General features: G+C 30.8%; 12 protein-coding genes and 7 tRNA genes. All 19 read left to right on the top strand.

Features of this window, described 5'->3' with window-relative positions:
• Positions 1 to 72 precede the first annotated feature (72 nt).
• The 19 genes from ACZJV1_RS20255 (at position 73) to ACZJV1_RS20165 (ending at position 13,777) form a co-directional block, all read left to right on the top strand.
• Positions 73 to 147, top strand: a tRNA-Gly gene (locus ACZJV1_RS20255).
• A gap of 7 nt (positions 148 to 154) precedes the next feature.
• Positions 155 to 229: transfer RNA gene (locus tag ACZJV1_RS20250), tRNA-Trp, on the top strand.
• 7 nt (positions 230 to 236) lie between these two features.
• Positions 237 to 324, top strand: a tRNA-Ser gene (locus ACZJV1_RS20245).
• Between the two features lie 7 nt (positions 325 to 331).
• Positions 332 to 420, top strand: a tRNA-Ser gene (locus ACZJV1_RS20240).
• Between the two features lie 7 nt (positions 421 to 427).
• A tRNA-Tyr gene (locus ACZJV1_RS20235) sits at positions 428 to 514 on the top strand.
• A gap of 5 nt (positions 515 to 519) precedes the next feature.
• A tRNA-Met gene (locus ACZJV1_RS20230) sits at positions 520 to 596 on the top strand.
• A 109-nt stretch (positions 597 to 705) separates the two neighbouring features.
• Positions 706 to 780 (top strand) — tRNA-Pro (locus ACZJV1_RS20225).
• Between the two features lie 279 nt (positions 781 to 1,059).
• The gene (locus tag ACZJV1_RS20220) at positions 1,060 to 2,265 is read left to right on the top strand and encodes a hypothetical protein (protein WP_463652290.1); all 1,206 of its coding nucleotides are present in this window, start codon (positions 1,060 to 1,062) and stop codon (positions 2,263 to 2,265) included.
• 80 nt (positions 2,266 to 2,345) lie between these two features.
• Positions 2,346 to 3,482 (top strand): hypothetical protein, encoded by a 1,137-nt coding sequence (locus ACZJV1_RS20215; RefSeq protein ID WP_463652289.1) that lies wholly within the window; start codon positions 2,346 to 2,348, stop codon positions 3,480 to 3,482.
• Between the two features lie 388 nt (positions 3,483 to 3,870).
• A complete protein-coding gene (locus ACZJV1_RS20210) occupies positions 3,871 to 5,502 on the top strand; it encodes a hypothetical protein (protein ID WP_463652288.1) in 1,632 nt (543 codons plus the stop codon).
• Positions 5,503 to 5,531: 29 nt separating this feature from the next.
• Positions 5,532 to 7,160 (top strand): hypothetical protein, encoded by a 1,629-nt coding sequence (locus ACZJV1_RS20205; RefSeq protein WP_463652287.1) that lies wholly within the window; start codon positions 5,532 to 5,534, stop codon positions 7,158 to 7,160.
• An 11-nt stretch (positions 7,161 to 7,171) separates the two neighbouring features.
• A complete protein-coding gene (locus tag ACZJV1_RS20200; protein ID WP_463652286.1) occupies positions 7,172 to 7,360 on the top strand; it encodes a hypothetical protein in 189 nt (62 codons plus the stop codon).
• A 14-nt stretch (positions 7,361 to 7,374) separates the two neighbouring features.
• Positions 7,375 to 9,063, top strand: a complete 1,689-nt coding sequence (locus ACZJV1_RS20195; protein WP_463652285.1) for a zinc ribbon domain-containing protein — start codon at positions 7,375 to 7,377, stop codon at positions 9,061 to 9,063.
• Positions 9,064 to 9,118: 55 nt separating this feature from the next.
• The gene (locus ACZJV1_RS20190; RefSeq protein WP_463652284.1) at positions 9,119 to 9,646 is read left to right on the top strand and encodes a hypothetical protein; all 528 of its coding nucleotides are present in this window, start codon (positions 9,119 to 9,121) and stop codon (positions 9,644 to 9,646) included.
• Between the two features lie 115 nt (positions 9,647 to 9,761).
• On the top strand, positions 9,762 to 10,862 hold the full coding sequence (locus ACZJV1_RS20185) for a hypothetical protein (RefSeq protein WP_463652283.1): 1,101 nt from the start codon (positions 9,762 to 9,764) through the stop codon (positions 10,860 to 10,862).
• A 99-nt stretch (positions 10,863 to 10,961) separates the two neighbouring features.
• The gene (locus ACZJV1_RS20180; protein ID WP_463652282.1) at positions 10,962 to 11,666 is read left to right on the top strand and encodes a hypothetical protein; all 705 of its coding nucleotides are present in this window, start codon (positions 10,962 to 10,964) and stop codon (positions 11,664 to 11,666) included.
• Positions 11,667 to 11,698: 32 nt separating this feature from the next.
• Positions 11,699 to 12,151, top strand: coding sequence for a hypothetical protein (locus ACZJV1_RS20175; RefSeq protein ID WP_463652281.1), 453 nt, complete (start codon positions 11,699 to 11,701; stop codon positions 12,149 to 12,151).
• On the top strand, positions 12,151 to 12,483 hold the full coding sequence (locus tag ACZJV1_RS20170; protein ID WP_463652280.1) for a hypothetical protein: 333 nt from the start codon (positions 12,151 to 12,153) through the stop codon (positions 12,481 to 12,483). The genes ACZJV1_RS20175 and ACZJV1_RS20170 overlap by 1 nt, the downstream gene beginning before the upstream one ends.
• Positions 12,464 to 13,777 carry a hypothetical protein gene (locus ACZJV1_RS20165; protein WP_463652279.1) on the top strand — a complete coding sequence of 438 codons (1,314 nt, stop codon included), beginning with the start codon at positions 12,464 to 12,466 and terminating at the stop codon, positions 13,775 to 13,777. Before ACZJV1_RS20170 ends, ACZJV1_RS20165 begins: the two co-directional genes overlap by 20 nt.
• Positions 13,778 to 13,790 lie beyond the last annotated feature (13 nt).

Genomic DNA, 13,790 nt, shown 5'->3' with positions numbered 1-13,790 from the left:
ATGAACCACTATAAAGAATCGAAGTACAAGATTCACCGCAGTATGGTCAATAAAGTGGATACTGTATAATATGCAAGTATAATATAATGGTTATTATATCTGACTTCCAATCAGATGATGTGGGTTCAATCCCCACTACTTGCTCCAATAATATATGGGTGTAGCCAAGTGGTAAGGCAATAGTCTCCAAAACTATGTATCGAAGGTTCAAATCCTTCCACCCATGCCAATAATATGGAGAGTTGTCCGAGTGGTTTATGGTGCTTGTTTGCTAAACAAGTGAGGGTAAAACCTCCGAGTGTTCGAATCACTCACTCTCCGCCAATAATAAGGAAAGTTACTCTAATTGGTAAGAGATTAGTCTTGAAAACTAATGTAGGTTAATAGCCGATGGGGGTTCAAGTCCCTCACTTTCCGCCAATTATATGGAAGTGTATGTCTAGTGGCGAGGACAGCAGACTGTAAATCTGTTACGTAAGATACACCGTAGGTTCAATTCCTACCACTTCCACCATTTATAGTGGAGTATATCAGTTGGTTAGATAGTCGGTTTCATAAGCCGAAAGTCAAGAGTTCAAATCTCTTCTCCACTACCAATAAAAAGCCGAAAGAACAAAAAGATAGCTAGGCTAGAGTCCACGCTCTTATAACAGTGGTGCATACCCAATCCATGCAAGGGATTATAAAATGTGGTGCTATCAATATCTGGGTGTAGTTCAGCGGTAGAAGGCGTAGTTTGGGGCTACGAGGTCGAGGGTTCAAATCCCTCCGCTCAGACCATTTATAATAATAATTAATTCTATCATTGATAAAAATTAATTTCTCATTTAGGTCAAACTGGTTACTTGATTTAAATAGATGTAAAAACTAATAAAAACAACATTTTATTAGTTTTTATATAAAGATATTAGTATTGGTATTAGTATCTTTATATAAAAACTAAATATTATAACATAAGAAATTATCACAATTTAATATATAGATATGAAGAGTAGCACTCCCCCCCTTGCTACTCTTTTTTGTATTTCAAAAAGATGGGATAAAAAGGAGTGTGCTAAGATGAGCGAATTTAAGAAGGTTAAAAATATAGTTTTAGGAAAATTAGTAAATAAGACAATAGATACAGACTACGAAGAATTAAGTGAAACACTATTTGGAGAAGGTAACTGTTTCAATTCAAGTGAAGTTCGTAAGAGAATGTATGGTATGAAAAGACTTATTGAACTTATGGATGAAGAAGAAATGGCGAAATTACCTACTTCAAAATTAAACGAAGTAAAAGACATAATCGGAGAGATGGACATAAAGAAAGCTGAAATTAGAACTGAAAATAGGCAATTGAAGAAGATAAAAGATGAATTTATCAGAAGTATTCAAGTAGCTAATGATATAAAAGATTATTGGAAAGAAAATGATTTTACAATGCTTGTTGAAAATTATGACTTTAAGCCAATAGAATTCACAAATAACAAAGCTATGGTTATACAGTTGTCGGATTGGCATATAGGACTGATTATTGATAATTGCAAAAAGAATAGTTACAATTTAGAAATTGCCAAACAAAGAATAGACAAGCTTATGCAAGAAGCTTATAAATACATAGAAATGTATGATATTGAAAAGGTATATGTAGTTTCAACTGGTGACTTAATTGAACATTGTTACATGAGACCTAATCAGCATCAAAACATTGAATTCAATCAATCTGTACAAATATCAGAAACTCAAAGATTAATTATGAATATGTTAGTAAATCTTTCAAAGGTTTGCTATGTAGAATTTGATGGTATTTCTGGAAATCATGACAGAAGTATGGGTGATAAAAACGTGTCTATGAAGAATGATAATGCAAATACTGTGTTATTAAGAAATCTTCAAGATATAATGGATTATTGTGATAACCCTATATTAAAAGAAAGATTGAAGATAAATCAAGATGGTTTATTATCTTTAGAATTATACAAAGAAATAGCTGGGGTTAAATGTAAATTCATTCATGGTGATGAGAGAATAAAAGACCCTAAAGAATTATTACAAGCAGATATATCTATTAATGAAGATTTTATAGATATATTGTTCAGAGGACATTGGCACAACTTTAGAATGGAATCAGAAAACAATGGAAGATACATTATTACTTCTGGTTGTCTAAGTGGTTACAATGACTATTCTGTCAAGTTTGGTTGCGGTACAATGGCTACTCAAACAATAGCTATACTTGCAGATGGAAAAGTTGAACTTATAAAAGATGTTCAATTACAATAACTCTTATACAATATCCTCGTAAATGAATATAACAGAAAAGAGAAAGAAAACAATAAAGAATTGAAAAGGAGGTTTGGCTCGTGGCTAAAGCTAAAGCAGTTGAAGAACAAGTTTTAGATAAAACTTGTTCTAAATGCGGAGAAACAATGAATCCTAATAAGTTTTACATGAGTAAATCTTCTTTACATAATGATGGAAGACACTCTGTATGCAAAACTTGTATGTGGGGTATTTATGATGATTATTACAATAAATATGAAGATGAAAGACTTGCAATATATTATACTTGCAGAAAATTAGATTATGCCTTTATAGAATCAGCTTACAAAGGAGTTATCTCACAAGCTACAAAAGGAAAAGCTAGTAACTACTTCGGAGCATATGTCACAAAGTTGAATTCTGCTATTATAAAAAAAATGGATATTAAATGTGATTCTTTTGATGATAGTGACCCACTTCATGATGATAATGTAGAGGAAGTTGCTATTAAAATAGTGGAAAAAGAAAAAGAAGATGGAACTGTTGAAACAGTTGAGATTGACCCTAATGAAATGACTGATGAACAGCAAAAGGCGAAAGACCACTGTTTAAATGTTTTGGGTTATGACCCATTTGAAACTAATAATATTGAAGACCAAAAATTCTTGTATCCAGAATTATCTGGTTATTTAGATGAAGATACACAAGAAGACCAATTCAAGGTTTCTGTTGTTATACAAATAGTTTCAAACAACTTACAAATAAGAAAATGTGATATGGGAATAACGTCATTGTCAAAGACAATACAAGACTTTATAGATAATTCCAACACCATCAAGGATTTAACTAATACAAAAAAAGAATTAAATGGTGTTAATGATAAATTATCTAAAGAAAACCAGATTGCTTCTAAACATAGAAGTGGTGCTAAAAATCAAAATAACAACTTAACTGCTACGATGAAAAAACTTAGGGAAACTGGTTTTGATAGAGCAGAGCAAGATTATTACGATATGAATAAAGCATATGGTATGAGACAATCCTTGGATATTAGTAATCAATCTATATTAGAAATTATAAAGTTTGATGAAAATAAACAAAACGAAGTTTTTGTTCATCAAAGAAATATGATGCAACAATACCAAGAACAAATACTAGATTTAAAAGAGGATAATAGAAAGTTAGCTTGTGAAGTTAGAGATTTAAAAGAGATTATTTCTGAAAATACACAAGGATAATAAAATAAACGAATAAAATAGCGTAAATAATACAGTTTATATACAAATCAACTTTAAATAGTTGAGTAGATACTTGACCACACGCTAAAACATAGGTATATGGGTGGTTAAAATCTATGTATCGAAAAGGAGTGATACAAAGATGAAGCTTAATGGTAAACGTTCAAAAGATATGCTATCTGCGAGAAAGCGAGAACTGTACGAAAGTAATGCTGAAATAATTGCTTTTTATAGGAGGAATCCAAATATAGCGTGTGAGGACTTGTTAGGAATTAAGCTACTTTGACTTGATGCACAAAAAGTTATTCTACAAAATGCTTGGATAGCCGAATACAGTGTTTTAGCATGTTCACGTAACTTTGGAAAGTCTTTCTTAGCATCAATATTTATGATATTAAAATGGTTATTGTTTGAAGGGCAACAAATTTATATAATTGGTTCAGTTGGTTCTCAAAGTATTGAGTGCTTCAAGAAGCTTGAAGACATTGTTTTACAGAGAATACAATCTATCAAGGGTTTAAAGGACATAGTTGCAAATGAAACAGTAAAAAGCCCAGCTTGTAAAACTGGTTTTGTGCATGACAAATCAAGTCACGTTGTTAAGGCTTATAATGACAGTGCTATTTACACACTAAATAGTGACCCAGATAACGTAAGAAGTAAGAGAAGCACTCTAGTTTTCTTTGATGAAAGTGCATTTACCTCAGAAGAACTTTTAGTTTCTGCTATCGCCTTTGCAACACAAAATACAGATTTCCAAACAAGTACGGATGATGGATATGACCCAAGGACAGAAAAGTCAAAATGCCCTACACAACTTCTCTTTGCATCATCAATGAATGATACGGAGTGTTTATTCTATAAAAAATTCCAAGATTACGCTTTAAAAATGTTTGCTGGTGATAGAAGATATTTTGTAACTTCTATGGATTGTAGGATTCCTTTAGCACCATTGTTAGATGGAAAACCATTTACACCGCTATTAAAGCAGTCACAAATAGATGATGAAATGAAAGTTAATCCGCAAAAGGCTCAAAGAGAGTATTACAATTTTCCTTATGCTGAATCAGAAGACCAAATGGTTAAAAATGCTAGTATAATTAAAAATTCAACTTTCCAATTGCCAGTGCTTAGTAATACTGACAGTACAGAGAAATTTATAATTGCAAATGACCCAGCACGTTCTGGGGATAACAATATATTAGGAGTTATGAGAGTTAGAAGAGATGATAAGATTGGCTTATACGGAGAGATAGTCAATTGTGTAAACTTCTTAGATGGAAGTAAATCTAAGAAAATGTCCATAAAGATTCCAGAACAATTAAAGAAAATCCAACGTTATGTATTAGATTACAATGGCGAAGGTGTTCCAGACTATGAAAACATTGAAGAGATGTTAATGGATGGAGGTGCTGGTGGACAAGGTATGTCTCTTGCCGATTTATTATTAGAGGATTGGCAAGATTTGACTGGTGAAACTCATAAAGGCTTTATTGATGACAAGCATGATACTTATAAAGAAGAAGCCCCTAAATATCCTAATGCTAGTAGAAGGTTTAAGCTTGTAAAAGCTACTACTGCAAATAAATTTCAAATGTGTTCAGAGTTAGTAGAGTTAATGTCAATGGACTTAATTAAATTCCCAAAAGAATTTGATGGAAAAGACCATATAATAGTTGAGAAAAAAGTTGAGGGAGAAGTTGGAGAAGATGGTAAGCCAGTATATGAACTGGTTAATAGACAACTATCACTTGATGAAAGATTAGCATTAATCAATATAGATGCAATGAAATCAGAGATATTACAGTTCCAAGGGATTAAAGATACTACAACTGGAACTATTGTAAAATATGCGAATCCAAAAGTTAATGCGAAAGATGACCGAGCGGACGTTTTAATAATGTTGGCTCACAAATTATATGAACTTAGGAGACAAGATATGTTAAGAAAGAAAACTCCTAAGAAGAGTGATTTATCAGAGTATATGATTGGGTGGGGAAGTAGACCTACTCAATATTAATTACAATATATCAGAAAGGAGGAAGATGAATGGCAAATGGTAATAGAAAGTCCAGAAAATCCTATGCAAATGCTAAGGTTAAAAAGGATTTTAATCCACTTGATGCTATAAATATGAATAGACCTAAAAGCGAATTGGAAATGTTCTCAATGTTTCAAGCTATGACTGGAATGAATTTAATGACTATGAATCCTTACATAGCTAATGAAGTGTTAAAAACATTGACTTCTTTACCTAAGAAATATACTAGAGAAGAAGTTAATACAATGTTACAAGCACCTCAAAATAATGAAGATAGTTTAGTATCTTTATCATATTATATTAAAAATGTAATATTGCAGTATCAAAATGCAGTAGAGCATTATGCAAATATAAATAAATATAATTGTTACACATATCCAGTAGGGATTGATGAATTTGATAAAAAAGAAGAAGATTTTAAAAAGTCCTATTATAAAGCTATAAATTTGATAGATGCTATGGAACTTAATGCACTGGGTCACAAACTTGGTGAAGGTATCATTATGGAAGATTCAAAATTCTATTATCTAGCAAAATGTGATGATGACTATGGATATAGACTTGTACCACTTCCTAGAGAGTATTGTAAAATTACAGCATGGAGTAAAGAACTTAATATGTATTTATTAAGTTTTAATATGTTATGGTTTAAAAAGGTTGGTGTTGACGTACGTCAATATGGCGAATGGTGGGAAGATGCACTTACAGAAATGGAATGTTGTCAAAAAGGAATAATTCCAGAACCACTTGATGTTGAAACAATGAAAAATCATGATGGGTATTATGCTTATTGGAAAGAACTTCCAGTAGGATTTGGTTGGGTTTTTAAATATGACCTAGATACAGCAGTTTCAAAACCTCCATTAGCTGGGTTATTCAATGATGCTCTTGCTATAGAAAACTATAAGCAGATGTATTTTGATAGTGCGGTAATTGGAAACTGGAAATTGCTATTGAATAAAGTAGGATTTCAAAAAGATGCTAGTGGTCATAACGAATTAAATATAACCGCTGATATGGCTAATATATTTAATAGTTCAATTCAATCAAGTGTTCCTAAAGGAGTTACGAGTGCGGTATCAGTATTCGATGACACCAAAGTAGTTGATTTTAGTAAAAATGCTCAAACAAAAGATAATATTGTTGGCACTGGTCAAAGCAACTTCTTTGATAGTGTTGGTATAAATCAGAATGTTATGGGCGGTGGAGTTGATGGTGGTGCGGTAGCGGTTATGTTGTCGCATTATGCAGATGCTACAAAATTAGAAGCTACATTAGTTCCTCAATTAATATCATTCTTAAATTATATATTAAGAAAAGAAATTAAAAGCTACAGATGGAGAGCAAACTTTGTTAATACAACTAAATTTACAGAAAAAGATATTGTGAATATGTATAAAGATTTAGCTACAAATGGATTCCCAATAACAAAACTTGTTGCTAGTGCTGGAATGACACAAGCAGAATTTGAAGGTTGTTTAGAAATGGAAAGAATACTTGATACTAAGAGCAAGTTAATTCCATTGATGAGTAGTTACACCACAAACACTAATGATATGTTAAATAAAAAAGACAGTAGAAGTCAAATTACTGATAAAACAGATGATAGTATAAACAACGGAGATAGAAAGATGTAGGTGGTGATATAGTGGACAAGAAAAAATTCATATATACATCTGATTCTGATATATATGAAAAATTAAAAAAATCCATGACTTGTGTAGGTAAGTTTAATAAAAACAATAATATTGTTTACATATTTCAAAATAATGAAAAACTTTGTTTTGATGAAGTTGATTTATCTAAGATTAGTTATGGAAATAAACTTTGCTTTTAAAGGAGGTGAATTAGATGAGTAAAAACAAACATTTGTCTATTCCAATCGAAGAGTTTGAAATAAAAGCATTTGAAGAAGATGATAGATTGGCAAAAGTTCACCTCAAATTAATGCACGATGGTATTAATGCAAATAACTCAGAAATTCTTTTAAAAGATTTGAAGAGAGATTTTAAGAAATATGTTACAAATTCTATAGCTGGAATCCCTATTGTTGCTGGATTTTCTAGAAATAGAAGGGGTGAAAAAGACTTTTCTGGTCACGATGAAGATGAGCAAATTCTTGGGATTGTAGAACCACGTCATTGCAATGCAAAGTTTGTATATGACAAAAAATATGATAAAACATTTGTAGAAGTAGATGGATATATTTACAGATATTATTCCAATGGAGCAGTAGATATATTAGAAAATGCAAATGATAACAAAAGGGCTTGTAGTGTTGAATTAGAGGTTTTAGATGGAGATGCTGATGAAAAAAGAGGTGTTTATCAAATTAAATCTTGGAAATTACTATGTGTAACTTTGTTATCATCTGATATACCAGAAGGTATGAAGGGTTCACAAATAGAATTATCATTCTCTGAAAAATCTATTGATAGACTTAAAGAGTTAAATGATTCTATTGAAAGAGCATTTTCTGGAAATTCTAGTATTGAAGAACCAACCGAAAATCCAGTTGAAGAACCGATTGAAGATATTGGAGTTGATACAGATATAAATAAAAATAGTTTTAAAGAAAAGGAAGGTGAAAAGAAGTTGAAGAAAAGTGAAATAGCAAAAAATTTCAGTCTTACAGCAATGCAATTAGCTGATGCTTTTGATAGGGTTTGTAGGGAATATAAGTTTGAAATGAGAGATGGAAGTTATGTTTACGATTGTGTAAGATTCTGGTTTAGAGATTTTGATGAGCAATATGTATATGCTTATGATAATCAATCTGGTACTATAGTTATGCTATCTTATACTATGAGTGGAGATGTTCCTAATATAGACTTTGAAAGTGCAAAAAAGGCAAAAGTTACTTATTCTCCAATAGTAGAAACAACTGAATTTGAAGATGAAGAGTCCGAGAGTGAAGTGGTTAAAAATGAAGAAGATGAGGGCGAAGAACCAATAGAGGGCAAAGATTCCGATGATGAAGATGATGAAGATTCTGATGACGATGAGGAAGAAGAGTTTTCAGCAGAAAAATATTCAACGGATAAAATAATCAAAGAAAATCTTGAATTGAATAGACAAGTTGGAGAGTTAAACAAATCTTTAGAAGAAGCAAAAGATTCTACAATAACTTTAGGAGAAAAATTTGAAGCAATAAAAGCAGAAAAAGAAACTGTCGAATCTAAAGTTGAAACTCTTGAATCAAAACTTGCTGAATTTAAAGCTTTAGCTGAAAAACAAGAAGTAGAAGCATTAGTTTCTAAAGCTAAAGAAAGCCTTGTAACAGTTGAAAAGAAATTCTCACAAGAAGAAGTTGGTGAATTAAATGACTTAATTGAAAACTTAAAATCTAAAGAAGATTATTCTGCATTTGAAAATAAAATAAAAGACCTTGCTTTCAAGAGATTTTCAAGTATGTCAACTACTGAACCATCTGGTCTTGGAAGGATAACTATTCCTAAGACAGAAGACCCAAAAACTGAAAAAACAGAAAAGAAAGTATATACTTCAATATTCGAAAAATGGGATGATGAAGATAAATAAACGTTAATCAATAAATAAAAAAATAAATTTAATTTTAAAAGGAGTGTATTGAATTATGGCACAATTATTTGTAAAAGAATTATTAATGGCGGATACAGACCCATCACTATTAACATCTGGGGTTTGTGAAGAAGTTTTAGAAAATGGAATGCTAGTTGCTCTTAGAGAAAGAGGTGTTAGTGAATCAACTTATAAAGTTGGTAAAATTGCAGACCTAGAAGTAGATTCAATTTATATGGTAAATGCACCAATTATAATTGAATTAGAAGGGTTTGGAAGACTTCAAGGAGTAGAAGACCCAACATTATTCCAAGTTTTAAAGGGAAGACCTTGTAGAATATTCAAACCAGTTAAAGGAGATACTTTCTTCATATCTAAAGATGGTGTAAGTGGAACACCAGCGGTTAATGAGTATTTAATTCCAGAAGTAGGACAACTTAAATTTAAAGCTGGTTTAAAGACTGATTTAGCTACTTCTCCATTAGCTTGTGTAATTGAAAATGATAAGAGAGTTGTAAGAGTTGGTAATGGTTCTAATTTAAAGACTATCGAAGGATATGTTGTTAGAGTTATAAAAGCTTAATAGACAATTAATAAAATAAACAAATAAAAGAGGGGTTTTATCTCTCTTTTTTATATTGGAAATAACTAGAACGTTAAAATAAAAAAAATAATTTAAAAAGAAGAGGTGTATCAATATGGCAATAAAGGCTATAACAAATCATAGTACAAGATTTTTAGGATTCTCACAAGAATCAAAGGACTTAGTTCAAGGTGGAGTTGAGTTATTTAAGCACTATGCTTACCTTCACGCTGATAAGAAAGAATATGCAGAGTTTGCAATAGGTAGTTATGAAGATAAAGAAAAGAAATTCATGGATAGACTTGAAAAAGAAGCTGTTAAGAGATTAGGTTTAAATGTAGACCACTTTGCAGAAGGAGAAGCTTTCAAGAAACCATTCATTAGAACAGAAGCTTTCGCTATCGTTTCTGAAATATTAGATGTTGTTCTTCCAGCTACTATAGCTGATTCTATGGGAAAATTCGTTAATGTTAAGAACGCTGCTTGGGGAGATTCTCTATTAATTGGAGTTCCTAACAATGACTTATTCGTTGTATCTGAATTAGCAGATGGAATAGCGTTTGGTAAGCCACAAAGAATCTACAACAATCAAGTTCCACTAACTCCAACTAACAAGAACATCACTATAGAAGAAGATTTTTACAGAGTTCTTGCTGGAAAGGTTAATTTAGGAAACTGGTTAGTAAGAGTTGCTTTATCATTTGAAACTAAAATGTACACTGACATTTATAATGTTTTAACTGGTACTTACGCTACTTTACCAACAACTTTAAAAGAAGCAAACTTCTCTAAAGATGGATTCGTTAAACTTGCTCAAAAAGTTACAGCTATGAACGGAAACGCTAAAGCTGTTGCTTTCGGTACTCAAGTTGCATTAAGCAAATTATTACCAGATGACCAATACTTAAAGTTCGGCTTAGGTGCTGAATACAACGCTAAGGGATACTTAGGTGAATACATGGGAACTTCTTTGGTAGCTTTACCACAAGTTGTTAAACCAAACACAGAAGGTGAATTACTATTAGATGACAACATGGTTATCATAGCATCACAAGGAGCAGATAAGTTAATAACTATCGGTTTTGAAGGAGAAGCACTTGTATTTGAAACTAATCCAATGAATTCTGCTTCTACTTTATTCCAATACTCTTTCAACAAGAAGTATGACTTAAAGGCTGTATCAAGCTTTAGACATGGAATAATGAAGTTAGCTTAATATTAAAATTAAAATAGTATTTAATAAAAATATTGCAGACAGAGGAATTTTCTTCTGTCTGTTTTATTTATTATTGTGATTGAAAAGGAGAGAAAAGGAATGGCAAATAAGAAAAATGAAGAAGTCAAAAATGAAAAGGTGGTAGAACCAAAGAAGAATACCCCAAAAGTAGATAAAGAAAAGGAAGAACTTAAAAAGGAATTGGAAGATATGAAAGCACAAATGAGTATGTTCATGCAACAATTTCAAGCTATGCAAAAACAAACTGTTCAACAAACTGCTGTTGAATATACAATGGAAAATAATGTTGAAGAAGATAATGAGGAAGATTTTATAGAGATTCCGATGAATAAAATGATAAAGGTTACAAATTTATTTGATGGTGGTTTAACACTTTTCGGAGTGCATAACACAGCTTTTAAATTCCCTTCATTCGGAGTTACTAGAGTTATGTCATATGAAAATGTAATCCATGTTGTTACTGAATATGCTGAGTGGGCTAGAGAAGGATTATTCTATGTTCATGATAAAAAGGCAATGAAAATGTTAGGTCTTGAAGAAGAATATAAACATTTAATGACACATGACGAAATGACAAAACTTATAGAAAAAAGTGAAGCTGAAATTACTAAAACACTTAAAAATGCTACAAAGGAACAAAAAGAATCTATTAAATATCTATTTATCAATGGAATAAATTCAAATGATACTAGATACGCTCTAAACAGAGGAAAATTGGATTTTGTTTCTGAAATTTTAGGAGTTAATATAAAAGAGATGGCAAGTATATTAGAGTGGAAATAATATAAGATATTTTCTTGAAGGGAGGTGGAGATATGGGTACAAAATATTCAGATATTTTTGAAAGATTTGACACGCTAATTAAAGACTATGAATTAGATGCTTTATTTAACAAAAGTATTACTGATTATGAAGAAAATGTAGTTATGTATTTAAAATTTGCAAGAACTAGATTTAGACAGTGTAAAGTTGGAAAATCGAATAAAACATTGAGCCAAGTTTCTGACGATATTTTAATGGAATTTACTGAATTAATAGATGAAGATGTTATGAATATATTAGCAAGTTTAATGGTTTTAATATGGCTTGAAAGAGAAGTTAATAGTTTATTGAATCTTAGACCATCTGTTACAGATGTAGATTTTAAAAGAATAAGTGAAGCTAATATGCTTGATGCTTTAGAAAGAAGAAGAAAAGGCTTGGAAAAGGAAACGAAAAGCCTTATAAATGAATATAGTTGGTACATTACCTATATCGACAAGCCATGATGACTATATATGAAAAAGCGATAAGGAATGAAGATTTAGCAAATTATTTAGATAAGTTGAAAGGGAAAATATTTAAAATAATTCCACTAAGAGAAAATTATGACCCTAACCTATCTAAATATATAGAATCACTTATAGAAGAATTAATAGCTATGGATAAAATGTTACAAGTTCCAATTAATTTAGAATTGGTGTTTAATTTACAAAGCATATTATCTATGGGAAGTTTTAAAAGTATAAAAAGAAAGACATTTCAATGTTTGGACTTGGTTGAGAAATCAAGAAATCTTTTGATAAGAGAGGAAGGGGAAGGTGATAAAGTTGGCTTATAATGCAAAAATAAGTTATATGTCAGTCCTTCCACAAACTCATACAGAATATTATAAAGATTTAACACAAAAAGTCTCTGATAGAGATTTTACTGTCTCTGGAAATGCTTTCAATATAAAGGCACAAATAGGGTTGACTGATGAATATGAAGATGTTTCAGTAAGAATTAATAAAGGTATTTCAAAGTCAAACTTAATGACTAACTTATACAATAGTGATGATTTTAAAAGAATATCATTTCAAAACATAAGTTATAGGGCTAGAGTTGGTCAGTATTTTAAATTCGGAGATTCTGAACATGAATTCGTATGGATTTGTATTGAAACTCATAATACAAAAACAAATGTTTCATCTATGATTGTTCAAAAATGTAAAGATAAGGTTTACTTCTTAGATGTTGATAGAAATATAATCACACAATATTGTGTATTTAGAGATTCTACTCAGTATGGAATTGGTCAGAGTAAATTAGAAGATTTTACTGCTAGTTCAAGTATGGGTAATATTCTAGTTCAAGTAAATGATAATACTTTAAGCATAGCCCAAGACCAAAGATTATTCTTGGATAGAAGACATTTTAAGGTTGTTAAAATAGATGGAGAAAACAGTCTTTATAGTGGTTATGGAGTTAAAGAAGGAACTCTAAGAATCGTTATGCAAGAAAACTATAGAGATTTTAATGCTGATGATATTCTTATGGCAGATAGATACAAATATTTTAAAAGACCAAACATCAAACTTTCTTATGAAAAAGTTCTTACTTATAACATTAGTGAAGAATTTACTCTACCCATACAAATAACCAAAGATGGATTACCTTACACTGTTAAAAATGTTGAATATGATATGAGAGAGTGTCCTACTTTGGAGAGAAATGGTGATAAATTTAAAATCACTAAATATGGTAAAAACGTACTGAAAGTAACGTATGAAGAAGATAATTTTACAGATATAGCTACATTCACTATCATCTGTTTAGATGAAGCTTCATCTACTGATATTCAATACTATATAGACAATAAAGATTTGATGAATGATGACTATACTATAAAAAGATTTGTCGCTAAGACATATGTATGTAAGAAGTATGTTAATAATCAAAATGTTGGAACAGCATATAATATAGCAGTTGACACTTCTAATGTAACAGATGTTACAAAGATAGCTATAGATACCTCAATTGAAAATCAAATAACAATTAAAAATAATGGTGGAAATTTAGGTTCTCTTGTAATAAGCTTTTTTGAGTCGAAAACAAATACAACTATAAAAGAAACAATTAAGTTGACTAAGTAAGGAGGTTGGGTTA

It is taken from the genome of Clostridium sp. LS3 (assembly GCF_055330225.1).
The sequence above is the reverse complement of the archived record's forward strand: the minus strand, read 5'-3'. Positions and strand labels throughout refer to the sequence as shown.

Excerpts from the sequence above, each read along its gene's own strand:
- ACZJV1_RS20220 (WP_463652290.1), top strand. The coding sequence starts at position 1,060 with ATGAGCGAATTTAAGAAGGTTAAAAATATAGTTTTAGGAAAATTAGTA.
- ACZJV1_RS20210 (WP_463652288.1), top strand. The coding sequence starts at position 3,871 with ATGATATTAAAATGGTTATTGTTTGAAGGGCAACAAATTTATATAATT.
- ACZJV1_RS20205 (WP_463652287.1), top strand. The coding sequence starts at position 5,532 with ATGGCAAATGGTAATAGAAAGTCCAGAAAATCCTATGCAAATGCTAAG.
- ACZJV1_RS20195 (WP_463652285.1), top strand. The coding sequence starts at position 7,375 with ATGAGTAAAAACAAACATTTGTCTATTCCAATCGAAGAGTTTGAAATA.
- ACZJV1_RS20190 (WP_463652284.1), top strand. The coding sequence starts at position 9,119 with ATGGCACAATTATTTGTAAAAGAATTATTAATGGCGGATACAGACCCA.
- ACZJV1_RS20185 (WP_463652283.1), top strand. The coding sequence starts at position 9,762 with ATGGCAATAAAGGCTATAACAAATCATAGTACAAGATTTTTAGGATTC.
- ACZJV1_RS20180 (WP_463652282.1), top strand. The coding sequence starts at position 10,962 with ATGGCAAATAAGAAAAATGAAGAAGTCAAAAATGAAAAGGTGGTAGAA.
- ACZJV1_RS20175 (WP_463652281.1), top strand. The coding sequence starts at position 11,699 with ATGGGTACAAAATATTCAGATATTTTTGAAAGATTTGACACGCTAATT.
- ACZJV1_RS20170 (WP_463652280.1), top strand. The coding sequence starts at position 12,151 with ATGACTATATATGAAAAAGCGATAAGGAATGAAGATTTAGCAAATTAT.